The organism is Nonomuraea sp. NPDC050540 (genome assembly GCF_044457485.1).
In the GTDB taxonomy this organism is placed as follows: Bacteria; Actinomycetota; Actinomycetes; order Streptosporangiales; family Streptosporangiaceae; genus Nonomuraea.
This window is the reverse complement of record NZ_JBITHA010000035.1, coordinates 1-26,744: the sequence shown is the minus strand read 5'-3', so window position 1 is coordinate 26,744 and position 26,744 is coordinate 1. Positions and strand designations below refer to the sequence as shown.

13 protein-coding genes are annotated in these 26,744 nt (G+C 64.2%); 5 read left to right on the top strand and 8 right to left on the bottom strand.

Going from position 1 to position 26,744, the window contains the following annotated elements:
- Positions 1-48: 48 nt before the first annotated feature.
- Entirely contained in the window at positions 49-900 is an 852-nt protein-coding gene (locus tag ACIBI5_RS52925) for an SDR family NAD(P)-dependent oxidoreductase (protein WP_397259230.1), read from the top strand.
- A gap of 376 nt (positions 901-1,276) precedes the next feature.
- Here the strand turns inward: ACIBI5_RS52925 and ACIBI5_RS52920 are convergent, their stop codons facing one another.
- A complete protein-coding gene (locus ACIBI5_RS52920) occupies positions 1,277-2,296 on the bottom strand; it encodes a DUF6777 domain-containing protein (RefSeq protein WP_397259228.1) in 1,020 nt (339 codons plus the stop codon).
- 479 nt (positions 2,297-2,775) lie between these two features.
- Here ACIBI5_RS52920 and ACIBI5_RS52915 point away from each other — a divergent pair, with 479 nt between their 5' ends.
- The 3 genes from ACIBI5_RS52915 to ACIBI5_RS52905 all read left to right on the top strand — a co-directional run bounded on the left by ACIBI5_RS52915 (position 2,776) and on the right by ACIBI5_RS52905 (position 11,022).
- Entirely contained in the window at positions 2,776-3,675 is a 900-nt protein-coding gene (locus tag ACIBI5_RS52915; RefSeq protein ID WP_397259226.1) for a hypothetical protein, read from the top strand.
- Positions 3,676-5,254: 1,579 nt separating this feature from the next.
- A complete protein-coding gene (locus ACIBI5_RS52910; RefSeq protein ID WP_397259224.1) occupies positions 5,255-9,871 on the top strand; it encodes an SNF2-related protein in 4,617 nt (1,538 codons plus the stop codon).
- A complete protein-coding gene (locus ACIBI5_RS52905; RefSeq protein ID WP_397259222.1) occupies positions 9,868-11,022 on the top strand; it encodes a hypothetical protein in 1,155 nt (384 codons plus the stop codon). The genes ACIBI5_RS52910 and ACIBI5_RS52905 overlap by 4 nt, the downstream gene beginning before the upstream one ends.
- Positions 11,023-11,419: 397 nt before the next feature.
- Here ACIBI5_RS52905 and ACIBI5_RS52900 read toward each other — a convergent pair whose 3' ends face one another.
- The gene (locus ACIBI5_RS52900) at positions 11,420-14,653 is read right to left on the bottom strand and encodes a type ISP restriction/modification enzyme (RefSeq protein ID WP_397259219.1); all 3,234 of its coding nucleotides are present in this window, start codon (positions 14,651-14,653) and stop codon (positions 11,420-11,422) included.
- A 732-nt stretch (positions 14,654-15,385) separates the two neighbouring features.
- Between ACIBI5_RS52900 and ACIBI5_RS52895 the strand changes: the two genes are divergently transcribed.
- The gene (locus ACIBI5_RS52895) at positions 15,386-15,520 is read left to right on the top strand and encodes a hypothetical protein (protein WP_397259217.1); all 135 of its coding nucleotides are present in this window, start codon (positions 15,386-15,388) and stop codon (positions 15,518-15,520) included.
- A gap of 157 nt (positions 15,521-15,677) precedes the next feature.
- On the opposite strand, the gene ACIBI5_RS52890 is transcribed toward ACIBI5_RS52895, so the two are convergent.
- From ACIBI5_RS52890 to ACIBI5_RS52865, 6 genes are all read right to left on the bottom strand, one after another.
- Positions 15,678-18,740: a type I restriction endonuclease subunit R gene (locus tag ACIBI5_RS52890; RefSeq protein WP_397259215.1), complete on the bottom strand. Its 3,063-nt coding sequence runs from the start codon at positions 18,738-18,740 to the stop codon at positions 15,678-15,680.
- On the bottom strand, positions 18,737-19,381 hold the full coding sequence (locus tag ACIBI5_RS52885; RefSeq protein ID WP_397259213.1) for a restriction endonuclease subunit S: 645 nt from the start codon (positions 19,379-19,381) through the stop codon (positions 18,737-18,739). Before ACIBI5_RS52885 ends, ACIBI5_RS52890 begins: the two co-directional genes overlap by 4 nt.
- Positions 19,378-20,190 (bottom strand): hypothetical protein, encoded by an 813-nt coding sequence (locus tag ACIBI5_RS52880; RefSeq protein ID WP_397259211.1) that lies wholly within the window; start codon positions 20,188-20,190, stop codon positions 19,378-19,380. Before ACIBI5_RS52880 ends, ACIBI5_RS52885 begins: the two co-directional genes overlap by 4 nt.
- Positions 20,177-21,787: a type I restriction-modification system subunit M gene (locus tag ACIBI5_RS52875; protein WP_397259209.1), complete on the bottom strand. Its 1,611-nt coding sequence runs from the start codon at positions 21,785-21,787 to the stop codon at positions 20,177-20,179. Before ACIBI5_RS52875 ends, ACIBI5_RS52880 begins: the two co-directional genes overlap by 14 nt.
- Positions 21,788-22,657: 870 nt before the next feature.
- Entirely contained in the window at positions 22,658-24,565 is a 1,908-nt protein-coding gene (locus tag ACIBI5_RS52870; RefSeq protein ID WP_397259207.1) for a UvrD-helicase domain-containing protein, read from the bottom strand.
- Positions 24,562-26,550, bottom strand: a complete 1,989-nt coding sequence (locus ACIBI5_RS52865; protein ID WP_397259205.1) for an ATP-dependent nuclease — start codon at positions 26,548-26,550, stop codon at positions 24,562-24,564. The genes ACIBI5_RS52870 and ACIBI5_RS52865 overlap by 4 nt, the downstream gene beginning before the upstream one ends.
- Positions 26,551-26,744: the final 194 nt, after the last annotated feature.

The window sequence follows — 26,744 nt, the reverse complement described above, 5'->3', positions numbered from 1 at the left end:
TGGTACGGTGAAACGGATAAGCCATCCACTTACTGCGAGGATACCTCCGTGCCAGACGTAACCGTGATCACCGGCGCGAGTGGCGGACTCGGCCTGACCACCGCCCGCCACCTCCTCCATGCCGGCAGGGACGTTGTCCTGATCGGCCGCGACGCGGCACGGACCGCCGCCGCGGCACGGACGCTGCGCGGCCCCACGGCCGACGTGCGCACCTACGTCGCCGACCTGACACGACAGGCGGAGGTACGCGGCCTGGCGGCCAGGCTCGCCGAGGACGGTCCGCCCATCGGGGTCCTCATCAACAATGCTGGAGCCGCCTTCTCCCGCTACGAGCAGACGCCCGAAGGAGCCGAACGCACCTACGCTGTCAATCACCACGCGCCGTTCCTGCTGACCCACACTCTCCTGGCCAGCGGCGCGCTCACCGCAGACGCCCGGATCATCAACGTCTCCAGCTTCGTGGAAAAGCGCGGCAAGCTCGATCGCGAGGACCCGGACGTCAGCGGCACCTCCTGGGCCACCCGCCTCTACTCGCAGATCCACGTCTACGCGACCAGCAAACTGCTCAACCTGCTGGCAGGCTCGGAACTCGCCCGGAGGCTGCCTGCGGGCATGCGGGTCTACCACGCCAACCCCGGCATGGTGAAAGACACCGGCTTCAACGCCGGCGCGGGCGGACTGATGCGCTTGACCGCCCCCTTGCTCCGCCCCTTCGCCATCACCCCGGACGAAGGCGTGCAGACCATCACCTGGCTCGCCACCACACCCCAGCCGCCGCACCCCAGCGGCGGCTTCTACACCACCTCGCGACCGGGCACACCCTCACGCCAAGCCCAAGACCTTGACCTGGCGAGCCTCGTCTACGAACGAACCGCCTCCATGCTCGGCCTCAGCCACTGACCGCGGCGTCGACCTCGACCGGATGGGTGTCGTGCCTCGGCATTGCCCAGGGGCGGCTGAGCCTCTCGTCCTCCCCGGGACCCGCGGACAACAGCCAGCAGGATTGCCTGCCCTCGCCGCGACCTGTTCCTGGTCCGTTCTGGTCATACCGTGGTGACCCTGATGGAACTGGGCAGGGTCGCCGTGTGGTCCCCGACCGCCTCGGCGTGACGCGGGCTGCACCCATATCCTGGGGAGCGGTCATCTCGCGATTGGGGCTCAGCAGGTGCTCGGGGAACGGCCGCCGGCAGGAATTGTCCAGCGGCAGGCAGAGTAAGACGGCTCCGGCGAGCACCGGGCCGGGAAGATTATCGGGGCGGGCCCGTCACTGGAAGCGTCACGATGCTCTGCGCCAGGTCTCGCACTGTTCCTTGTCGCCGAGGTCTAGGCATAGCCGCAAGGTGTCCGAGCCGGTGACGTCCCAGCGCGCCTGCACCTCCTTGCTCGGTGTGCAGCCAGCGGCCTCCACCGTGTAGATGGTGATGGTTCCGGTGTACCGCGCGCCCGAGCCGTTGAGCCGCCAGAGGCCGCCTCCGGCTGGGAGGGTGCAGGAGTCGGTGAGCTTGACGTCCTTCGCGAAGGTCCCGGAGAAGGTCTCGTCGCCGGACCGGGTGACCTTGACTTCGGCCGCCGTCGGGATGTCGTACTCGGGCCGCCAGTTGCCCATGATCGAAGCCGCGGCGGTGGGTTGCCCGCTGGCGGGGGGTGGCGGGTTCGCCGGAGTTGGTAGGTGCGCGTCGCGGTTCGCGTCGGTCCCGGCGGGGCGGCCGATGCCTTTGCCCGTGATGAGGTCGACCAGGTGGAAGCGGCGGATACGCTGGCGCCGGTCCGGTTTGACGGTCGTGACCTTCTTCCGGTCGTACCTGCGCTCCCACCGGTCGTCGGGAAGATCGACGTCGAACTCCGTCACCCGCTCGAGGGGCGGGGAGAGCGGGTTTCCGCAGTTGCACTTGACCACCGGCTCACCGAACTCGTCCACCAGAACCGCGATGCCGGCCTCCAGCAGGACTTCGAGAACCGTGGCGATGCCCTCGCGGAAACCGTGGTTGCGGACGCGGGTGTCGGAACGCAGGATCACCGGGGTCAGCCGCTGGATGTAGGCGCGGATGCCCTTGATCGGCATCTTGCGGACTCCTGCCCATGCGGACGCCTTCTGCGTGTTGGCAGGGTCGGTGAGGAAGGCGGTCAGCGCCGCCTTGTCACACGCCTTCTTATTGCGCGTACCACCGTAGAGGCCGGGTAGATTGCCTGGCCGGACGCCTCCGTCGAAGGCCGGCACGAGACCGGGGACGTCGGCGCCGAAGGGGTTGGTGAAGAAGGGATCGTCCCCGAGTGAACCCACCGCGACCGCCGTCACCTTGGGATCCTCACCACAGCCCGCGGTAAGTCCCAGCATGAGGGCAATCGATAACACAATGACGACGCAGCGTGACGGAGCGGTGGCGCGAGAGAGCTTCACGGGAGCCCTTCTCCTTATGTTCCCTGACCAACGACAATGATCACTTAAGGTGAAACGTCGCGTACCGTACGCTACACCCGAGGGTCCGTCTAGAACAGCGCCATGGCAGCGACCGTCTCCGCACACGAGCCAGATGCTCGCCGGGTAGCTCCGATGCCTTGCTGCACCAGCCCTGCCGGACCTCGAAACCCGCACCCGAACGAGGCCTGGTGGTCTGCACGCTGACGGGCGTGCAGATCATCCGGCTTGCCGAACGGGGTAGTCACCCACGTCGAGCTGGGCGTTGATCAACCGGTCAGATCTGGTTGGGCTGCTCGGCCCCGGCCGATTCCGGCCATATCCAGCCCGCGACGAGCTGGACCCTCACACTGGCAATCGTGAACGACCTGTGCCCGGAGCCGGGGTGGAACCCGGTCACCCTCGCCCCCGTGCTCTCCCAGCTGGCCGGGGTTCTGGCCGGCTTCGTGTTCACCAGCATCGTGGTGATGCTCAGTCAGTCCTGGCCCAGACGCGACAGGATCCCGGCCATCAGCCTGTTTGTCGCCGCGTTCGCCGCCCTGGCTCTCAACAGCTACCTGCTGGCCGTGATCGCCGGGGAGACGCCAAAGGGCGGCGCCTGCTATCGCATCTGGTCCGAGATGATGATCGCCAGTGGCCTGTTGGGCGTCGGCGCCGTCGCCCTCACCAGCGGCGTCGCCTGGCTCATCGCCGCCCACCTCGAACAGGACGACGGCGCCGAGGGCGCGGTTGACCTGGAGCGACTGGCGCGTGCCGTCCTGCACGGCGTGGCGACACTCGCGGTCCTGCTGTTGTCAACCACAAGCCTGGACTACCTCTACGTCGCCTTTGACACACACCCCCCGGCCTGGCTCATCGCCCTGGTGTACGCCTACCTCGCCACGGTTTTGGTGCTCATCGCGGTGATCCGTCGACGGCTTCGCCGTACCACCGTCAGTTCCAAGAAGATCGCCCGCCAGCTGTCGAAGGGCACGTTCGGCACCGTCCGCTACGCCTTCGTGATCGCCGTTGCCCTCGGCTTGCTCCTGGCCTACGCCGACGTGTACTGGAACCCCACTCCCGCCTGGCTGGCCGTCGTCGTCATCGTCCTGGCGATGCCGGCAGCGGCCCCCGTGCTGCTCAGGCTGGTCTACGCCGTCCCGCGCCTTGCTTCCCACGCTCCCACGCCGCTTCCCAGGACCTCGTCCTCGCGCTGGGCGACGCTGATCGTGCTCGCCTGTGTAGTGCGCCGCCTCCTCAAACCGAGGTCGGCGAAGTAGAGGTGAGCGGTGGAGGAGTCATTCCAGGTGGCCAATGGCCTAGGTCGGCCTGGACCACTACCAGGTGCGGGCTGGACCGCATGGCACCGGCACGCGATCGGCCGTCGCGGTCAATTGCAGCTCCGAGATGCCCGGACGTTATGACGAGTTGGCAGTTGCGAGAACGTGGGGTGCGATTCCCAAGCTCTGCGCCTTCGTGACCGTCAGGTGCAGCGTTCATCTAACGACCGAATGACGAACGCAGGCGGAGAGGCCCCCGGGAGCATCGATTCCGTCGCTACGTCCGGCTTCTCGTGTTCATCTGGCCGTTCATTTTCCGCTCGCGTTCATCTCATCCGACAGCACATTTGATGAACGAAGGTGCGGTCATGGTGACGCTTATCGGCCTGGTCGGGCTTGATCTGCACCTGACTGGCGAGTAACACAAACCCGGCCTGAGATGCCCGCTCCACGGTTGCTCGCGATGCTCCCCGATCTCCTCCCGGGCCCGCGCTGCCCACCGATTTCATCAAGCCCCCTTCAAGTCGAGGAAAAGCCAGCCGCCACGGCCTGTACCGCTCCAGGAGAGGACCTTCGAGGACATCACCGTGGAGCGGCCGCATGCAGATGGCGGGCATGATCAAGTCTTGACGCAGTTCCAGGCACAACCTAGATCGAGGCGCCGATCAGATCTTCCGGATGGGTGCTCTCGTGGCCTTCTTATGGGTCTGGCCTGACAATTAGGGGCGAGCCGGGATCCGCAGCGCCCGGCCGCGTGCCGGGACCGTGCCGAAGAGCAACCGGCGAGCAACCAACGGCCCGTCTCGGCCCTGCCAGAAGGCTACGAGAACCGAGAAAGCCCAGGTCAGACGGGGTGCCGAAGGGTAGGGCGCCCGGGGCTCGAACCCGGAACCTACGGATTAAAAGTCCGCAGCTCTTATGCCGGGCAATGCCGTAATGTATTCGACAATATCACCGAGCTAGCTTTTGTCGCTTTTGAAATGTCCAAAAATGCCGCCCCGTGTTCGTGCGTGGCGATGCCGAAGAGCAACCACCGAGCAACCGGCCCGGTGATTGCACCCCGTTGACGGTTCGGTTCGTGATGGTTTGAGGTGTCGGCTCCGTCGGGGGACACCATCTCGGACAGAGTTTCCGTGATAAAATCTTGAAGTCCGCTGTGCCCATACGTTCCTGCCGAAATGAAGCGGGAGCTCTGCGCTGCTAGCTCGTGGCTCGGACACCGCAATTGGGAAAGTTCCCCTGCCCTCGTGGATGAGGTCCTCGCCGAGGTCGGCATCACGACAGTGCTCACGGGGTTCGAATGCCCGCGGATGAACTCGATCATGGAGCGGTGGGTGCAGTGCTGCATCGGCTGTGCAAGGCCGGGGCAGAAGGGAGTCGAAGGGCTCGCCAGGGGCAGGGTGAAAGGGGCTGCACGGGTGGATGCGCCTCGGTACCGTCGTGAGATGAACCAGCCTTCACCCGCGCGAGATTCGGCATGATCCAGCCGTTCTCGTCAGTTCCGGCTGCGGAGACGTTCGAGCTCACCTGATCGTGTCGGACTGTGCCGTTGCCCCCGTCAGCAGGAGGTTTGGCTAGCGTGACGACCCGGCCCACGCCACTGACCATCGCTGATGCGCTCAGGCAGCGTTCCCAGGAGCACGAACGCCAGGAGCTGCGCTGTTATGACATGGCCGCATTCCAGCGGCTGGACGACCGGCGCTTTACCCGGCTGCTGTCTAGGGCGTGCGAGGAGGATCTGCTGCCGGAAGCGTTCGCTGCCGAGGTTGTCCGGCGGGCAGGGGCGGGCCAGTTGAGAACGCGTGCCCTGCGGTCCCTGCTGCTCGACAGCGCGATCGCGCCGCAGCGCGCGCGTCCGATCCAGCAGGCCGTCTGGGTGGCCCTGGCCTTGACTCCAGCGCGCGCCACGGCGGTCCTCATCTCGCAGGTCCAGACTCTGGAGGCGGTGTTCCTGACGCGTGCTCTCCCGGCCGGGGAGGGCACGGGCCGGTTCGGGGTGCAGGCCGGGTGGCGGACCCCCGGCCGGTTCGTTCACGGTCTGGCCGTCTACGCCGACCAGCGCAAGACGGCCCAGCATCGGGCCGCGCTCAGCCTGCTCGGGCACCTGAGCCAAGTTCAACCGGTGGCGCAGGAGGCTGGCGACGGCGCCCACTGGACACCCGTCGGTGCCAGCGACGCCTACGTGCCTGTGACGGTCGAGGCGCCGGCCGACGACTTCCTCGCCGAGCTGCGGCGGGTGTGCGCGCAAGCGGTGGTGGCGCCAGCCATGGTCGCGGAGGTCACCGCCCGCGTCCACGCGGGCGCGCTGGACCCGCGGGCCCTGCACCTAGTGCTCTTCCAGGCGACGGCGCCGCAGTGGGAGTCGGCCCGCCGGGCTGTCATCGACGCGATCGCCGCCAAGGGCGGGCCCTCGGCCACGATCCTCAACATCCATGCCAACGCGCTCGGCCAGCCCGCCCCGGTCTACGAGGACGTCACCGTCCCGGACAGCACCAAGGAGACGCCCCGGTTCGCGACGCGGGCGAGCTACGACCCCGGCACCGGTGCCGGGGGTGTGCTGGTGAGCAGCGGGCCGATGCGGACGAGGAAGCACTCCAGGCGCGCGGCCGCGACCGCGCTGCTGGCCAAGGTGACCGGGCTGCCTCTCGCCCCGCACCCAGGCCCGCCCGCCGCGGCGTCACCGTCGGGGAGGCCGACGCCCAATCCCCCGGTCAGCGCGCTGAACGAACTCGCCCAGGTCGAGCTGATCTCCGGGCTGGCGTTCGACGTCTCGACCGAGCTCACCGGGGCCCAGTCGCTGTTTTCGTGCCAGGCCGTGTGCCGTTCCAAGGGCCGTGACCTTCAGGCGGCGGGAGAGGGACTGAGCAAGAGCGCGGCGCGTGAGCAGGCCGCCCGCGCACTGCTGGCCCTGGTCGTCGCCGACGACGAACCCGTGCCTGTCGCACCGGGGTCAGCAACATCGGCGCGGGAGATGTCGACGGTCAAGCCGGTGCCTGCGGGCAAGGACCCGCTCGGGGTGCTGAATTCGCTCCGCCAGACCGGCGCCATCGCCGACGTTGACCCACAGTACGAGACCTCGGGCCTACCACACAGGCAGGTGTTCACCTGCACCCTGTCCTGCCTCCATCAGGGCCAGACCCTCACCGCGCTCGGCCACGCGGCGAACAAACGCGCCTCCTACCAGGAGGCTGCCAGGGCGCTGATCGCCTGCCTCGCATTGATCCCCGCCCGCCCCGTCCCCGAGCCGGACGCCGCTCCAACAGCTCAAGAGTCGCAGGCGGCACCGGCAGAGGCTCTGCTCGTGCCGCCCCCGCGCACCGCCCGCACCCAGCCGCTCGCCGCATCGCCTGCCCAGACCGCGGCCGCCGTGCGGCTGATGGAGGAGGTGTTGCGGGCGGGGGCTGCCATCAGCGCGGACCTGAGCCCTGGCCTGGGTGCCGCGCGCCTGCTGATCTACCGGCCAGACGGCAGCCCGCTGCCGGACCTCGACCCGGCCCTGCCCGTCCATGCGGAGAACGTCGAGCTGGTGCTGCCCGGAACGGGCGTCGCCTTGCGCGCTCAGCCCATCTCCGCGTGGACGCCGCCGCTGCGGCTGCTGGCCGGGGTCCTGGCCCGGCTGCCGGAGACCGGTCTGCACCCCAGCGCCGCAACGTGGCGGGCCGTTACCCGTCTCGGCCTGGACGCCATCGCCAGTCAGCGGGTCTATCCGGGCAGCGACCAGGGCGGGCGCGATGCCTGGCAACTTGGCCCGCTCACGGCCGGCCAGCGCGCGGTCGCCGCTGGTCTGTCCGAGGTCATGCCACCGTATGCACACTGCGTTCCGGCCGCCCGCGCCCCCTATCGGCTGTGGGCTCCGCGCATCGTCGTGCGGCACGTGCTGGACGCCCTGGCTGACGCCATCGTGCGCGGCCCAGGCACCTCCGCCGTGCTCGGAGCCGCCCCCTACACCACCCCAACCGGCCGCCCCCACAGCCCAGACGTGGTCGCATGGACCGACCGTCTCACCACCATCCTCGACCCAGTCCCACCGCCCAACCTTGTGCTGACGATCAAACCGCCGCCATCCGGGAGCCCGCACGACACCGAGCTGCTGTGGGCGGTTCTGCGGGTCCAGACCACCACCCCAGGCGGCCAGGTCCGGCTCGTCGACGCCGCCGAGTATCTGCCCAACCGCGCCGACCTCGGCGAGCTGGAGCGCGTGCGCCGGGCGCTGCGCGGCGCCGCCCGCGTGTGGCCGCCGTTGGCGCGCCTGCTGGAGCAGCACCATCCAGCGCGCTGCACCGTGCATGCCGCCGAGGCCGCACTCCTGCTCGGCGAACGGGGCCACGAGCTGGCCCGCGCCGGGATCGAGATCGTCTGGCCCGGCCAGTGGGCCCGCGCCGTGGGGATACGCGCCGTGATCGGCGTCCGCTCCACCCGCGAGGCCGCGTTCGGCCTAGACAACGTCCTGGACTTCCGCTGGCAGCTGACCCTCGACGGCAACGGGCTGAGCGAGGAGGAGATGGACGCCTTGGCCGCCGACGGCCGTGCCCTGGTACACCTGCGCGGGCAGTGGCTGCTGCTGTCGGAGCAGAACGCCCGCCGCGCCGCTGCGCGCGGCCTCGGCACGCTGCCCGCGGCTGAGGCGCTGACCGCAGCGCTCACCGGCAGCCTCACCGTCGACGGCGACCGGGTGGCGTGCGAGCCGGTCGACGCGCTCGCCGACCTGGTGGAGTTCCTGCGCGTCGGCACCCACCAGCCCGTCCCCGCGTCCGCCGCGCTGACGGCCAGCTTGCGCGACTACCAGCAGCGTGCCCTGGCGTGGCTGGCCAACCTCACCGGCGCCGGCTTCGGCGCCTGTCTGGGCGACGACATGGGCCTGGGCAAGAGCATCACCGCCATCGCCCTGCACCTGCACCGCCGTGAGCAGGTCGAGCGGGCCGCGCCGACGCTGATCGTTTGCCCGGCGTCCCTACTGGTCACGTGGGAGCGCGAGTTCGCCGCGTTCGCCCCGTCGGTGCGGGTGCGCCGCTACCACGGCCAAGCCCGCTCCCTGCAGGACCTGTCGGCGCAGGAGGTGGTCATCACCACCTACGGCACCCTGCAACGCGACGCCGACCTGCTGACGGCGCAACCGTTCGGCCTGCTGATCGCCGACGAGGCCCAGCAGGTCAAGCACCACCTGTCGCTGACCGCCCGGACCCTGCGCCGGCTGAACGGCAAAGCTCGAGTCGCACTGACCGGCACCCCCGTGGAGAACAGCGTGATGGAGGCCTGGTCGATCCTGGACTGGGCCAACCCCGGCCTGTTCGGCAGCCCGCGCACCTTCGCCAAACGCTACGCCCGCCCGATCGAGCACGACCCCGACAGTGAGCACGCCCGCCGCCTGTCCAGGGTGCTGGCCCCATTCCTGCTGCGCCGCCGAAAGAGCGACCCGCACATCCTCACCGAACTGCCCCCCAAGATCACCACCCGGCGGTGTGTGCCCCTCACCCGCGAACAGGTCGGCCTGTATGAGGCAGTGGCGCGCGAGACGATGGAGCGGATCCACGCCGCCCAGACGGGCGAGCGTTCCGTCCTGGTGCTCACGCTGCTCACCCAGCTGCGCCAGATCTGCAACACCCCGGCCCACTACCTGCGCGAAACCCCGCCCCTGCAGGGGTACGACTCGGTCGCTGAGCGGCACCGCTCGGGGAAGCTGGGCGCCCTCGACGACGTCCTAGCCAACGTCATAGCGGCGGGGGAACAAGCACTGGTGTTCACCGGCTACGCCGCCATGGGCAGGCTGCTGGAGACCCACCTGCGCGCCCAGGGCATCGAACCGCTGTTTCTGCACGGCAAGGTCCCGCCCGGCCAAGCCCGCCAAGACCTCGTCGACGCCTTCCAGACCGGCCGCAACCCGGTCATGATCCTCACCCTCGGTGCGGGCGGCACCGGCCTCACCTTGACTGAGGCCGCGCATGCGATCATGTTCGACCGGCCGTGGAACCCGGCAGTGGAGACCCAGGCCATCGACCGCGCGCACCGCATCGGCCAGGGCCGCGCGCTGGAGGTGCACCTGCTGCAGACCGAGCTGACGATCGAGGACCGCATCGACGCCCTCCTTGCCCGCAAACGCGCCCTGGCCGACGCCGTCCTGACCAGCCGGGAGACGCTGCTAGGCGACCTGACCGACAGCGAGCTCGTCGAGCTCATCGCCCTGGGAGCACGCTCGTGACCGACACCGGTATCACCTCGCCGTGGGCGCTGGCCTGGGTGTTAGCCTTCCAGCAGGCCACCCGCAGCGACGCCGTCCTCCAGCAGGGTCACTCCATCCACGCTGCCGACGGCGCCCCCGCAGTCTTGAATTCCAGCCCCGGCCGGGTCAGCGCCGAGATCAGCCCCCATCACACCGCGCCCGCCCGCGCCACCATACACATCACGCTGCTCAACCTGGCAGAGCAGCAGATCATCGCCGCCGCCCTGGCCGACGGCCCGCTCCGGGCCGCGGTGCTGAAGGGACAGCGGCCAGCCGCGCTCGCCGACCCCGCTCACACCGGTGGCATCCCCCTCGTGCCCCGGGCAAAAGACTTGTCGTTCGCGTGTGAGTGCGCGCAGGCACCCTGCCAGCACACCGCGGCGCTTGGCCACGCCCTCACCGAGCGGCTGCAGGCCAACCCTGCGCTGATGATGAGCCTGCGGGGTCTGTCCCACCGACAGCTGACCGGTCTCCTGCAAGCGCAGCCCACGGCTGCCCCCGCGACACCCCTACCCCTGCCCCCACAAAACGATCAGCCACGCACCCCGGAGCGCACTGTGCGCCCGCTGCGGCCGGCAGGCCCGCACATCGTCGCACACCAGGCGTTCCAGAGCTACGATCCCGCCGCTGGACCCCGCCCCATGACCCCGCGCGAACCCGTCGCCACCGACGGCGACGGCAGCGTCATGGAGGCGGCTCGGTTCTCCGACGTGGAGCTACCCGAGCCGCCGTCATCCGCGCCGCCGCTACGGTTGCTGCGCCACCTCATCATGCAGGCCGCCCACCAGGCACGGCAGCTCCTGGACGACGGCTACCCGCTCGAGCTCGACCCGGTGGTGGACGCCGTCCGCCTGCTGGCGTCCCTGCCAGCGGCGGAACGCGATGACATGGTGGCCTACCGGCTGGGCCTGGAGCCGCACACCCTGCGCAGTCTCGTGACCGCCTACGACCTGGCTGGCGCCCCCGGCGTGCACGCCACCCGCAACCGCGACCCTGACGACCCTCAGATCCTCCGGCGCCCCGCCGACGCCGTCACTCCGCTCAGCCCAGACCCAACCGTGCCTTCGGCCACCGGCGACAGCCGCGTCACCGGCCCTGCCGCTGGCGTCGAGGGGCGACCCGGTTCCTGACCGCCGGGCACAGCGGAGCTCGGGCCGGTCCCTGCCGCCGGGCAGGGACCGGCCGGGTGTTCGATTACCGCGGGGAGCAGGGCGGCGATGCGAGTGGCGGCGTCGCGGCCCAGCCGTCCGTAGGGGTGAACGAGATCGTCGGTGAGCCACGCCTTCGCCTCGGAGATCGACAGGGTGGCGGTGAAGACGCCGGCGGACCGATGGCGGCGCCCGACAGCGAGTTCCTCATCGGCCGCGGCGTAGCCGCGCCTGTGGATGCCAGCCAGGTCGGCGCGCACCCGTGCCTGCTGGCGGCCAGCGGGCTGCCTCCAATGCGGCTTCACGACCTCCGGCACAGCGCTGCTTCTACAGCGTTGGCCAGTTGTAGAACATCTTCCTCTTTGAGGACAAAGCAAGATCACATAAGGGTTGGAACCTCGAAGCTGAAGGGGTTGGGGGCTTTGCGGACACTCGGAGGAACGGGGAGGATATTTGCCTGGCGTAGGGTTGAAACGGTGATAAGAGGGCCGCAATAGATCTGTTCGAGAAGATCTGCTTGCGTCGGCTCCAATTCCCGGCAGAGCGTGAGGACATGAAGAAGATGGAGTAGCTCGGAAGTAAAATCCGCAGGCCACGCCTGCGTTTGTATGTGGTCCAGGGGGGACGATTTCCGTCCGCTGGGCTTGCTCTTCCTGTAGTCGAACCATTTCTTGATTACCTTCATGCCGGAAACCTCGTAGTTCCATACCTCGAGACGGACGGGAGATATGCGTCCAGCTCCGACTTCTAGAGTCGCGGTCTCATGTTGGTAGGAGATGCTGCTTGGCATTCTATCGGCTGTTCCGGGGATGGCGACGACTACTTTAGCCCGTTTATCGTTACCGGGCTTTGGAGGCCCGTGTGGTCGGCCTTTCGAGGGATCCACGAATCGTTCGCCGTATGTATGCAGCCAAACTACTCGTTGACCTATTTCTACAGCGCTCCTCCAGATCTCGGCGTCGGCTGTCAAAGGCACTCGCACACCGGGAGACTTTAGGTTTTCCCGGAAACGCGTCGTGTAGTTACTGTGAGCGGTGACGGCAGCAATATAGGCTAGAAGGTCCTCTGCAGTGACAGTGCGACCGAAATGCTGGGCAAGCAGGCGAGCCAAACGTGGCACGATATTCGCTTCGCCAGTTTCGCAATTGCGATACAGCGGTAAAACTCGACCTCCCCCATTTCCTTTGTAGTGATGTACGTTGGGTACCAGCGAGGAGAAGATTAGACCTGGGCCAGAATCTATGGGCTCCGCGTGAAATTCGGTGACGAAAACTTGCTTCTTACCAGCTACCCTCCACAGGTCGGAGCTCGGGCGGTGGTGGAGACGAGTATCAGGAAGGAGCCATTGTCGATCGAAAGAACGGTACGCCACCCGAATAGGAGCAGGGCAATTGGCCGTCTCCTCCTGGATCGACCCAGAATGCTTGGCGAATCCGGAAATCGGCTGCACGATGCTATCGATTCTCCGAGAGTCACTCTCTTTGAACAGAGTTCGCTTGTCGGCGAGTGGAGCCTTTATCAATCGTTCCCAACGACGCTGCAGAATATCAGGGTTGGGATTGTAGACCCAGGTCCGATTTGAGTTTATTCCTGTCGTTGCCCAGGGCAGTAGATCACCTACGAGAGGGCAGTTAAGCCAGATATCGCCACTAGGGGGTTGTAGCCGGTCCTGCCATGCAGCGGCACCGTCGACCAACTCAGGGCTATCAGGAGTCAACCGTTCAAGGGCTTCAAACTTCTCCTCCCGGCGGCCAGATAGGCTCACGTGATGTAGTTTTGCCGGCGTGTTGCGATCGCCCTCACCGTAGCGGGCGAAGATGCCGATGCAGAGCGGTTGTTGCACGCCTGGAAAAACGCGAGTTGAGACGTCGGGTTGGTGGCCTTCGGGTGATAGGTCGATAATCCAGCCTTCATCGGCAGTGCGCCGAAGGTACTCGCGCATTCCGGCGAAACCTGGGCCGCGTGTATATCCAGAAGTAGTGATGAATGCAACGATGCCCGCTGGCTGATCGGGATGGGCATCGAAAACCTTCCAGGTTGCCCAACGCCAAAAATACACGTAGAGGTTGGCTAGGTTAAACTCGTACTTGCCCATCCCTGTGGCTCTGAAGTCCTGAATCGGTACTCCATGCCCAGAATTTTCGGCCCCCTTCTCAATCCACCCACCCAGACCTTTGGCGCGCTCGCGATAGGGCGGATTGCCAATAACTACTTGGACCCGCGCTTCACGCTTAACTTTGTTGGCCTCGCGGCGAGATCTGGCAATGGGTTCATATATTCTCCCGAAATCAAGATAGGTATCGTCGAACGGATTATCGAGAGTGTCAGTAACGAAGAGCTTCTGGTCCTCCTGAGCTATTTCGGCCTTGTATTGAGTTTTCAATGCTTGATTTAACCGAAGTTCAGCGACGGCGAAAGGCCCGGTCTGGCGCTCCATCCCAATAAGACGACCGAATAGCTTGCGCAAGCGCTCCGGCACCGCACCAACGCCTTCTTCCTCTTCGACTGTACGCGCAACGGTGTCAACTATGTTGAGCAGGTAAGTGCCCGTACCCATAGCAGGGTCGACGACCACAACGTCATCGGAGGCGAAACCATGCTCACGCCCGAACCGAGTGCGCAAAATGGTCTCAGTGAAACGGACCATGAACGAAACCACTTGATTAGGGGTATAGTAGGAGCCGCTTTGCCTGCGCAGATCTGCATCGTAGACCTCTAGGAAACGTTCGTAGAGATGCAGATAGGAGTCCGCAGACCCATCGGTGATCTTCTGCCAGTCCACGACACCCACGACACGTTTGAGGGTTTCAACGACGATACTGCGGCCTTCCACCGCTTCATGAGTGAGAACTGCTAGCGCCTTGCCCATGAGAGAGTGATTCTTGCCGAGCTTGGCGGCAATCTGTGAGAGCGCTTGACCTTCGAAATCAATGCCATCCACACGGGCGAGCAGAAGAGCAAAGGTCACTGTTTGCGCGTAGGCATCGGCGAACTCGTCGTGTGTGAGGCCGGGGAACAGCAGCTTGCGCCAATCAACTGTCAGATCGCTAAAGATTTTGGTACGTTCCTCGCCGCGTTGCTCGCGACCGACAGTCTCGATGACCTCGGTGCGAAGAAGCCGACACAGGCCGGCCACTGCTCGAACAAGCTGCCGAACATTGCGCGGTGGATCGGGCTGCCATAGGAGAAATTCGGAAACGACGTTGGCGAATTCGCCATCTGCGGGAGCGAGCCTGGCACCTGCAGTTCTGAGGTCTCCCTCTATTCGGGCAACTTCTCCGATGAGCTCGCCGTTGCGATAGAGGGCCCACAAGACTCCATCGGTATAGAGCACGTTAGGTAGGAGCTGGAGTTTGGCCCACTGCTCTCTCTCGTGCTTGTTCGGCGTCCATGTGCTGGGAACTCCCCGGCCAGGCGCTTTGAGCTCCACGTACCCGATGCGGGCTCCCGCCACTTCCACGGCATAGTCCGGTCTAACGCCAAGCGTCGCGAGAGACGTCTCGCCGATCATGGTGACCGGTAGGCCGTGAGCCTTAGCCATGTCATGGAAGAGTCGCTCGAGCGGAGCCCGAAGCTGGTCCTCGGCACCGCCTCCTCCACGCAGCTTGGGCATGGCTGCCTCTCCGAACCGCGAGATGGCGTTGGCGGAAGCAGCCAGTAGCGAGGAAGGGAGGTGCATTGCAGGCATAGAGCAACCAATCCGTGTGAGCTGTCGAGCCGGATCACACCCCGAGGTATCACCTATATCGGTGCAACCGCCTCATCCGTTGCACCCAGCTAATGCGGAACTAAGCGCTCTGTGGATACCTGTTCAGGTAACAGATCTAACGTCTTGCCGCGACAGCCGGTGAGATGCCCGACGAATGATCTCCAAGGAGGGCTGAACGGGCAGGTTTCAGCGCCGCCCTGACCGAGACTCGGTAATATGTTCGGCAACTGACGGATCATCGGGGGTCCGTCGCGCAGCAAAAGTGGATTCCATGGACAATCTGTACCAAAACATCACACCGTACACTCATCCAGAGAAATGGACGGAAGAAGAGAAGGCCCTCTACGACGGAGGGCAATGCTGCTGGCCCGTCGAGTTCGGAGTAAGCGGTGTCGAGCGCTGTGGCGAGCCGAGCAAAGAGGGCTCGTCATATGGCTACTGTCCGGAGCACACCGATGTATTCCTATCGGACTTCTATCCAAATGGCACATCGCGCTACTAGATCACCAAGTCTCGCCCTGCTGAGCCCTCATCCCGTCCGCTGGTCTCGATCTGCTTCGCCAGCCACGGCAGGCGATCCGCCGAATCGGCGCGGATGGCACCTTCGAGATCGCCCGCCAGAAGCTCCGTCCCGGCATGGCCCACGCCGGCAAGACCGTCACCGTGGTCATCGAGGAGACCTGCTTCCGAGTCCTCGACGGAGACGTCGAGATCTCCACCCACGCCCGCAACGGCGGCCACGTCAGCCGATACGTCGCCGACTCCCGCTAACCGTCAACCAACACCTGGGACCGACAAGCATCACGCGAGACACCGTCAAGCAAGTCCCAGGATCATCGCGTCAAGCATCTCCCCGGACCGCACAGCGGGGCGAACTAAATGGCCATTGACACCCTGCCCGAACTGAGCACCATTCCAGCCGAGTCTTTCAGCCTAGACCGAAGAAACGCTCGAAGTATGCGTTCAGCTTCGTGATGACGCGCTGCTTCTTGGCGCCGAGATTGCTATTCTTCGCGAAGCGGGAGACCGGTGGCAGGATCTGGGTGATCGCCGTTCCGTTGATTGCGATCGCCCCGTCGCGGAAGGCCGCTTCGATGAACGCCTTCGTCTGCTCGGGCCGGAGGTGCTCGGCATCGATGATCTCGGCGAGTTCGGCTTCTTGTCGTTGGGTGACGAAGATGCGCCAGTCGTCGCTGACCTCGCCGGTGACCGATATGGAGTCGACGAACTCCATGATCAGGTCCTTCTTGTTCCGCAGTGATGGGCTGGCGTCGACGGCGTCCTCGATGGCACGTGGTGGCGTCCTGCCTTCCTCGCCCATCTTGGCTTGGCCCTCGTCACGCCACCTCTGCACCAGCATCAGGATGTAGTCGATGTTGACCTCAACCTGCTTGATGAGCTCGATCTCGAAGACGACATCGTCGAGGATCGACTCCTTCTTGCCGGTGTCGCGCTTGCGGTGCCTCTCCCATAGTCCGTTGTAGACGCTCGTGTAGTTCTGCAGTTGCCTCGGTGGCAGCGACTCGTCGTGATCGAACTCGTCGAAGGAGGTCAGGATGTTGCGCAGTTTGAGGATTTGACCGAAGAGCACGACGAACGCCTTCTCCTGGGCCTCCCCAAATGGCTCGGTTCCGGGTGGGCACTGCTCCAGGAGTTGCTGGACCAAGCTGACGAACGCCGCGTGGTAGTAGGTGTACGGTTTGAGCAGCACCACTCCGCGGGCCTCGGAGCTGCCGAATAGCACCAGGGCGTCGTCGACGGCCTTCTCCAGATTGCGGAAGCAGACGATGTTGCCGTAGGCCTTGACCGAGTTGAGGATCCGGTTGGTGCGGGAGAACGCTTGGATCAGCCCGTGGGACTTGAGGTTCTTGTCCACCCACAGCGTATTCAGTGTGGTTGCGTCGAACCCGGTCAGAAACATATTGACCACGATGACCAGGTCGACCTCACGATCCTTCACGCGGCGCGCGAGGTCCTTGTAGTAGTTCTCGAACTTCGCCGCCGAGATGTCGTACATCGTGCCGAAGACGACGTTGTAGTCGCTGATCGCGCGTTCGAGGAAGTCGCGGGAGGAGGCGTCGAGCTGGTCCGCGTCCATCGCCTCGTCATCGAGGATCCCGCCGACTTCCTCGTCCTCATTGACCGCGTAGCTGAAGATTGTGGCGATCTTCAGCGGCTGGTAGGACGGGTCTACGGCTGCGCGCTCGGTCTGCTGCCGGGCGAACTCGTCGTAGTAGATCTTCAACGCGGGGATTGACACGGTCGCCAACATCGAGTTGAAGCCACGCACCCGCTTCGCACCCAAGCTGTACCCCTGGGTGCGCATGGTCTTGGTATCGAAGTGGTCGAGGATGTACTGCACGATCTTCCGAATTCGTTCGGGGTGGCGCAGCACTTCTTCGGTGTCGATCCCGGCGACCTGCTTGTCTTCGACGTCGTCTGCTGCCCGCACGGTGTTCTGGTAGGAGACGCGGAAGGGCAGCACGTTTCCATCGTTGATAGCGTCCACGATCGTGTAGCTGTGTAGTCGGTCGCCGAAGATCTTGTCGGTAGTGTCCTTTGTCGCCCCGCCAGCGTTTTCCGGGAAGATCGGGGTTCCAGTGAACCCGAAGAGGTGGGAGCGGCGGAACGCCTTGCGTATCGCTGTCCCCATGTCACCGAACTGGCTCCGATGGCACTCGTCGAAGATTAAGACCGTGTGAGCTTTGGTGATCTCATGGCCCTTGTTCTGCTCGATGAACCGCGACAGCTTCTGGATCGTTGTGACGATGATCGAGGCGTTGCGATCCTGGAGTCGCTGCTTGAGCTCGGCGGTCGAGCGTGACCCGTTGACCGAGTCCCTCTCGAAGCGGTTGTACTCCAGCATCGTCTGGTAGTCGAGGTCCTTGCGGTCTACCACGAAGAGAACCTTATCGACACCCTCAATTTTCGACGCGAGCTGCGCGGTCTTGAACGACGTGAGCGTCTTTCCCGACCCGGTGGTGTGCCAGATGTAGCCGCCGGCTCGCGGCCCGCTCGCCTTCGTGTTGGCCGAGGACACCAGCCGCCGGAGGATCCGCTCAGCCGCAACGATCTGGTAGGGACGCATCACCAGCAGGGTACGAGCGACGTCGAAGACACAGTATTTCGTCAGCACGTTCAGCAGCGCGTGCTTGGTGAAGAAGGTCCGCGTGAATGCGGTCAGGTCGCCGATGCGCCGGTTCTCCGCATCGGTCCACCATGAGGTGAACTCGAACGAGTTCGACGTCTGCTTCCGACTACGCTTGCCGCCCTCGGACTCAGCTATCTTTCGGGCACGAGTCGTGTTCGCGTAGTACTTGGTGTGCGTGCCGTTGGAGATCACGAAGAGTTGGACGTACTCGAACAGTCCGGCATCGGCCCAGAACGACTCCCGCTGGTAGCGATTAATCTGGTTGAATGCCTCCTTCAACGGCACCCCGCGCCGCTTCAGCTCTACATGCACCAGCGGCAACCCGTTGACCAGGATCGTCACGTCATAGCGGTGCTGGCGAGCCGCCCCGGCACCCTCACCGGCCGCCTCGTACTGGTTGATCACCTGGAGTCGGTTGGCATGGATGTTTGACTTGTCGATCAGCTTGATGTTCTTGCTCGTGCCGTCGTCACGCGCGAGGACCTGGATCGGGTCCTCTTGGATGCGTGCCGTCTTCTCGACGATGCCTTCATTCCTCGAAGCGATCTTCTTGGTGAAGAACCATCTCCACTCGGCGTCGCTGAAACCGACGTCGTTCAGGAGTTCCAACTGACGGCGTAGGTTCGTCTCCAAGTCGGCCGCCGACGTGATGTGGAGCCACTCGTACGCCTGCTGCTCCAGCAGCTCGATGAACGCGGCCTCAAGCTGAGCTTCGGACTGGTAACCCTGATCGCCGCCGTCATCCGGCTCGTACGCCGCCACGACGGTCGATTCGTCGCTCACCACGATCGGCTCGTACCGCAGCACCGAGTCCGGTGCCTCCGCACCGCCCTGACTCACTCCACCTGCTCCTCGAACGTCAGCAACTTGTCTCGGTAGTACTCATACTGCTTGCGGCGTGCCTCCATCTCAGCTTGCAGCTCAGCTTGCAGCTCAGCTTGCAGCTCAGTCGTCTTATCGAGGATCCGCACGATTTCGCTCTGAACCTCAGGCGCAGGAACCGGGATGGTGATCCTGCTCAGACCGCTACTAGAGAGCCTCTTCACCTTGGCGCGGGCGACATGCTGCTCCTTCTGAATGTGGAAGGTGCTGGTCTGGAAGTAGTAGGAGACGTAGGTCGGATCGAGCTCGCTCCGGAACAGAAACGAGTCATCGTGGATGGCGACTTCTCCTTCGCCGAGCCAAGCGAGGGCCTTGCCGACATCCTCGACGGTCTCCCCGACGCCAGCAATGATCACATCCCCCGGCTGGGCGTAGCGCAACTGATTGCGCAGGTCCTCCCTCACATGCGAGACAGTAGTGCGCGCGGACACGCCGTATTCTGTGTAGATCTCCCCATAATGGATGCACGGAATGCCAACGTCGACCATGTCGGACTTGGTGAATCGGCGTCCCCGTACGAAGGTGCCGACCTCGCCGAGTCGCCTGATAGGGACCCCGTTCGGGCAATGCTCAGCGAGCAGCCGGTCGACCTCGCTCATGAAGCCGCCTCCCCACTTATGGGCATGTTCAATCCCGTCACATTCCAGCCAAGATCCTTGATCGCCCTTTTCATCTCCTGATCGCTGGCGACATTTCGGATGATTCCGATGACCAAGCTTCGGCAGGGGCGATACTTCTGAAGTGCCATTTCTTCAGTTGAATCTCCATGTACGATCTCACTCAGCTCACTGAACAACTTGTATCCGTCACTGGAGAAAGCCGTCGGAATAATATGATGTTGTTCATCAACCTCTTGCAGGAGGTTGCGGAACGGCTTGCGACCACCGTTGTTTCCGGTGGTGGGTATGCCTGCAATATCTGCGACCTGCTTGGTGATCGCTTCGAAGATCTTCCGAAGATAGACCATGGCTCCTGCACCCAGGTTTTCTTCGTACGCAAGCTGCGCACGCTCCAGCAAGTCATCGAAGCCGCCGGCTCCTACCCCGATTCGACTGGCCCTGTCGCGCCGGTTGTCCACGTAGCGCTCTAAACGAACTATCGGAGCTTGCCCGTGCAGCTCATCCCTGGAGACCACCAGGAACCAAGCTTCGACGATCGCTCCGCATGCTGCGCACTTGAGGCACGCGTCGATGCTCACCACACGGTCCCCGACACCTAGGCAGGACAGCTTCTTACCCGACGCGAAAGTCCGGACAACTCCGCAGGTCTTGCACAGGAAGGTGAGAAATACCTGACCGGCGTCAATCGTCTTGTGTTGCCCCCAACTCAAGCCGCGACCGTTGAGGAAGCCCTCGACCTGAGCCTCTTCTCTGGCGGGGGCTTTAGACAGCAGGTCACCGAGGCGCATCGTTGGATTCCAGGTCCGCAACAATGGCGTCGATCTGAGTGCGCAGCTCGGCCTGCCGCGCAACGACACGCGCGATCTCGGCGTTCAATACCTTGATATCGGTCGCTTCCCGGGTGTCCTCGACTTGGACGTAGGAACTGACCGCAATGTTGTAGTTGTTGTCGCGGATGGTCTCATAGTCGACCAGGGTCGCGAAGTGGGTCAGGGCCTCGCGCCGGATAAACGTCTCCAGGATCTTGGCCTGGTTCTCCCCGGTGAGTTTGTTTTTGTTGCCCTGCCTGGTGAACTCCGCTGAGGCGTTAATGAAGAGTACCCCGCTGTCGGTCTTCGACTTCTTCAGCACGATGATGCAGGTTGCAATCGTCACCCCGAAGAAGAGGTCCGGCGGGAGCTGGATGACGGTGTCGACGTAGTTGTTGTCGATCAGGTACTTGCGGATCTTCTGCTCCGCGCCGCCGCGGTAGAGCACGCCGGGGAACTCGACGATCGCGGCGGTGCCGTTTACCGCTAGCCACGACAGCATGTGCATCGTGAACGCCAAGTCAGCTTTCGATTTGGGCGCCAGCACACCGGCCGGGGAATACCGCTCGTCGTTGATCAGCAGCGGGTTCGAATCACCCTCCCAGCGCGTGGAGTACGGCGGATTGGAGACGATCGCCTCGAACGGCTCGTCATCCCAGTGGTACGGGTCGATCAGCGTGTCGCCGTGGGCAATGTCGAACTTCTCGTACGGGATGTCGTGCAGGAACATATTGATCCGGCACAGGTTGTAGGTGGTCAGGTTGATCTCCTGACCGAAGTAGCCCTGCCGGACCCCATTGGGCAGCACCTTCTTGAACTTCAGCAGCAACGAACCCGAGCCACAGGCAGGGTCGTAGACCTTGTTCACCTCGGTCTTCCCGACCACGGTGATCCTGGCGAGCAGCTCGGAGACCTCCTGTGGTGTGTAGTACTCCCCGCCGGACTTGCCAGCCGAGGACGCGTACATCTGCATCAAGTACTCATAGGCGTCACCGAACAGGTCGATTGTGTTCTCGTTGAACTCCCCGTTGCCGAAGTTCAGCGACCCGATTGCATCGAGGAGCCTGACCAGCTTCTCGTTGCGCCTCGCGACGGTCGGGCCGAGCTTGCCACTGTTGACGTCGAGGTCGGCGAAGAGACCCTTGATGTCATCCTCAGAGGCGGTACCAACCGCACTGGCCTCAATGTTGGTAAACACCCGCGCCAGAGTCTCGTTGAGGTTCTCATCCCTGCTTGCCCGCTCGCGCACGCTCACGAAGAGGTCCTGGGGCAGGATGAAGAAGCCCTTCTCCTTGACCGTCTCCTCACGCCCGAACTCGGCATCCGCGTTGGACAGGTAGCGATAATCGAAATCCTCGTTGCCTGCACTGCGCTCCGCCTCGTTGAGGTAGGCCGTCAGGTTCTCTGAGATGAACCGGTAGAACAGCAACCCCAGCACATACGTCTTGAAGTCCCAGCCATCCACGCTTCCACGTAGATCGTTGGCGATCTTCCAGATCACCCGGTGAAGCTCGGCTCGCTCCTGCTCCTTCTTACGGTCCTCAGCATTGATAGTCCAGGCTGGCACGATCGTCACAAGATGAAGTCCTACCAGAGCCCGCCGACATCTCGCGACCAATGGCAGAAGATCCCCAAGACCGCGCCAACGTGAATGCTCGTCGTTACAGACCCCGCTGTACTCGGTGACGCACTGATTCGGCATATGGCTGTCGGCCTGGGCGTTCCTTAGCGCGGGGGCGGTGCTGGCCGCGACCGGCCGGAGAGCCGCAGCGCGGCCAGCAGACCGCCCGGACGCGGGGACGGTCCCATCAACGTGCACCTCGACTCCGATGACCGCGAGTGCTCCCCGCGCCGGCGGGGGATGCTCCGTACCGGCGCTTCTTATCGTTCCTGCTCGATACGTTCGAAGATGTCGGCGATGTGCTTGTGGATCTGGGTGATCCAGCACAGGGCAACGAACCGGCCCTTCTGGGCGTGGGTGAGTTTGGCAGTCATCCCTCCGCTGATCTCGATGAAGTTCCGTACCTGGCTGTAGACAGCGGCGGCGGCTTGCCGTTCCCAGCCGGGGGTGTCTTCTCACGGAGTGAGATAGCCGGGCTTCGGCTCCGCTGGGAAGTGCTTGCGCACTCCGGCGATCCACGCCTCGCGGAAGATTCGCCCTGCTCCTCTGTCACGGTCTGTACGCTGCGTCCTCTCAAGTGATCAGGCAAAATCGGCAAGCTGGGAGATACGCTCGCTGAATTGGGTGACGCGGCGGTCGGCCACGTGCGCCCCGAGCTGGTGCTTGAGGTTGTGGAGCTTGCGGCCGATGTAACCGGGCCGATCGAGTCTCCTCGGCGGGTGTGAGGGCGCTTGAGCTGCACGGACGTAGTTTTCGGCAGGCGCACTGTGCGGGTGCCGAGAATTCATCCACCTATGCAGGATCGCGTCAATCGGGCAAGAGCCTCTATGGCTTGGCCGTGACCACTCGCCCCTTGACGCCTGCCTGGTCTAGCAGTTCGTACAGGTCAGCAATCTTGCCTGTGCGGGCTGTCGGGGAGGTGCTGGTGAAGATCAAGCGCTGGGCCGCACGGGACAGGCCGACGAAGAACGCCGATGTCGAGCCTTGCACGTCCCTGTCGTGCGCCCACCACTGGTCATCGTCGAGGCCAAGGAAGAAAACAGTATGGTACTCCAGGCCTTTACTGCGGTGGACGGTCAGCAGGCTGACGGCGTCTGCGGCTTCGTAGGCTTCAAGAAGGGCCGACCAGCCGAGCGCTGGATCGGCGATCCGGTGGAGCCGCACATCGATGCTGTTGAGGATGTCCGGAAGCTCGTGGTCGCGGCTGACGCGGCGGAGATCGCTGACTCCGATCGCTTCAACTGCTTGCTTCAAGGCAGGGCGGAGAAGCACCTCGGCAGGAGGGTGTTCGTCGAGCCAGCTGCGTAGTGCCTTGACCATGTGAGTGAGCTCGTCGCTGAGCGTGCGGGTCGCTACCTCGTCACCTGTGGTTCCGCGGATATGCCCCATGGCGGCGGTCACGTTCATCCAGATCTGCGGGAGACCTGTGGGCGTGGCGGCCAGACGCAGCAGTCCAACGATAAGTTGGGCGATCTCGTTCTTAAGGAGGTTCTGCAACTTCATTTCTCCGACGGTGGCGTCATCGTTGCGCAGGCGGATGCCGCACCGAGCGAGTTCACCATTGAAGAGGGGATCGAGGTCGCCTACCCTCTGCCGCGCTACGAGGGCGAAGTCCGAGCCGATGCGATTCGACGTGGCGATGTCGTCGGCGATCCACTTGGCTATGGTCCGCGCCTCGTTCCGACGGTTGTCGAAGATCCATAGGCTGATCGGTTCATTCGCGGACGAGCCCTGGACCTTGGAGATCGCGCGTGTCGTGGATGCGTCCAGGCGGCAGGCGACAGTGTGCTGGAACTCGACCAGGCTGTCTGATGATCGGAAGTTCCAAGTGAGCTCATGTTCTTCGGGCGCGAAGTCCGCAGCGAAGGACCCGAAGGCGTTGGGCAGCGCTCCAGCGAAGCCCATGATGCGCTGCTTGAGGTCACCCACGATGGTGATCGCCGGCCTGTCGGCAACTTCAGGAGAGGCAGTGAAAAGGGAGCGCAGAAAGGAGAGCTGCGCGGGTGTGGTGTCTTGGAATTCATCGACGAAGACGAACGGATAGGTCAGGCGTAGCGCCCGCCGCAGTCGAGGCGTGGCCCGGACCAGGAGTTCCGCCAGTCTGTTGATCATGACGAAATCGAGCCGGGGCTGCGCCGGAGTCAGGGAGTGGCGCCACCAAGCGAGGACGGTGAAGGCCTCGGGATCTACCGGCAGGTGCTCGGGTTGCACGAGGGGCAGATCCCATCTGCCTACCACGCGAGGAAGGAAGGTCTTGGCGTCGAACGATCGGATTGCCCGCTGCAGGACCGGAGGAGCCTGCGATCGCAGGTCGTCTAGAAACGCCCTGACATTCTTCGCGAGTTCATGCTCAACTACGTAACCGCCGGGCATGGCCCACGTGGTCGGCAAAGAGAGCCTGAACCGGTCGAGGAGACCTTTAGTGAAGGCGTCGAAAGTCATCGACTCGAAACGCCTCGCGTGCTCGGGAACCCGGGAACGGACACGGTTGCCAAGGTTGGCCGCGGCATCGCGTTTATAGGAGATCGCGAGAATGCGCTGGGGATGTGGGCATACACCGGTCTGGAGAAGATAGGCGGCTCGTTGTGCGAGTAGTTCTGTCTTTCCCGCGCCGGGCCCGGCCGTGACCGAACTCGATACCGTCGACCGCACAACTTTCCACGCTGCGGGCTCCAGATCATCGATGCCGTTTGGACGCCACGAATCGGCTGCATGAGCCCGGACGCCGGTCACAGCGACAGCTTCCGCTGGATGTAGGCGACCAGCTCGTTGAGAGCTTCCGGGCCATGCTTCAGCCTGGCATCGTCCAGTCTCGTGAAGGCGCTCAGGTGGGTACCGGGCTTGGATCGGGACAAGAACAGGTATCTGTACCAGCGCAGGTCGTCATCGTGATCCGCGGAGTCCCAGTAGGCCGTGACGGGTCCGTCGACTCCCAAGACGCTCTGGCGTGCGTCGGACGGCTGCGGGCCGCGTTCGTTGCCGGTCCGGACCCTATAGGCGTCCGGGTAGGCCCGGACCATGCTGTGGTCGAGGTCGAGAGGACTGCTGTAGAAGATGCCGAAGGAACGCAAGCGTACGGCGATCTCTTCGGTTTGCTCATAGGCGAGGCAGTCGGTGATGTCATCGACACTGGCATATCCGTCCAGGCCCTCCAGCGCATCAACGCCCTGGTCCAACAGCCGGGCGCATGCGTCACGCAGCCGCCCTGGGCCGCCTCCGGAACGCCCGTAATCGAGATCCAGGAGAGTGGCATGGGGGATGTCGAGGTCGTTGAGAAGCTTCCAGAAGTGGTTGGTGTGGCGACCGCCGAGCGGGACCATCGCGACGAAGGATGGATCGAGTGCGACGCCCTGTGCTTCGGCGATGCGGGGGATGACGATCTGCTCCGAGTCGCCCTCACCCAGGACGACGAACCGGGCGAAGTAGAGCTCAGGATGCGCCCGGACTGCTTCGCGGACGTATTTGCCGGCTTCGCTGCTGTCCTCGGGAAGGGTAATAGGCCGGACCGAAGCGGTGCCGGTGTCGGCCTTGAGCCGGAAGTAGCGAATGCTCTCGGGCTCGACACGGGCCAGGGCCCCGGCGGAATGACTTGCAATGATCGCTTGGGCACGGGGGCTATCGCTCAACTGCCGTAGCTGGTCGGCGATGCGCGACAGGTAGAACGGCGCCAGACTATTCTCCGGTTCCTCCACGATCACGATCGTCAGGCTGGGCAGCCGGACAGCACCCAGGTCGAACTTGTCGGCATGCGCTCCCTCAGCCAGGCTGCCCTCGATGTCCAGAGCGGTTGCGGTGAGTGCCAGGTGAAGCAATGAGCGTTGCCCGTCGCTCAGCATGTCAGCCGAGCGAGGCGTGCCCGTGTGGGTCGGCTCGAAGACGAGCTCTGTGTCACGCAGCAGTTGTGCCAGATCACCCTCCAACGGGCGCAGCCGGGGGACGGCGTGCGTGTTGGCGTCGTGCAATTCCCGCCAGCGGTTCGCCAGTGCCGCCTCCATGACGCTGGTGCTCGGCTCGGCGTGGAAGTGGTCGGCGATCGTCGTAGTGGTCTGGGCTACCAGGTCGCGGATGCCGGGGGACCAGCGTGCGGCCCGCCAGATCCTGCCACGTAGAAACGCGGCCAGCTGGCGGGCGCCGTCACGCGCTGCCGGAACGTAGATCACCTGGATACGTGAGCGTTCGGCGGGCGTCAGCACGAACGTTGTGTCGCTGCCGTACTCCTTATCGAGGGTAAGCACGACCTCGCACGTTTCGGTCACCGAACCGTCGAGGGTGCCATCGGCTTCCCAGAGCGCCTTCAGGACGACGCGGCATTTGAACGTTCCATCAACGGTAGAGGCCATGCGGTGAAAGAACTCGGGAACCGTTGCCTTGCCCCGATCGCCCTCCTCCTCCAGTTCGGGGAAGGCGAGGACCGCTTCAATCGTGAGGTTCCGGCAGTCAGGCGGAGAGCTTTCTCTCGCGGGTACGTGGAAGTCGTCGGCACGGATAGACCGATCGCTAGCGGTGATCCCGAACAGTCGAAGCAGAGCTTGGCAAGCGGCCGTTTTGCCCGCTCCGTTGGCACCGATGAAAGCTGTAAATCCGGCATCAATGGCGATAGTCGTTGGATCGGTGCCGAAGCATTCAAAGTTCTGCAAAGTGATGCTCTCGATGTGCAATATGACCCTTTCTGTACCATTTAGCGCCAAGTCGATGCATGCGCTGGTGCTCCACGCCATCGTGGCAGAAACCATTCGCAAGAAATGGCTCAATGTGGAGAAAGGTGGCGTCCGGTGATGGCTTGGGATCAGAAGGTGGCGGCGTGCGGGCTGCGGTCCCCGACTGACAGAGATGATGTAGGTGAGCACCTCCCGCCGAGGTCTGACCCACCGACTGACTGACTTCGGGTCTTCAACGGGATCTGTCGGCTTCG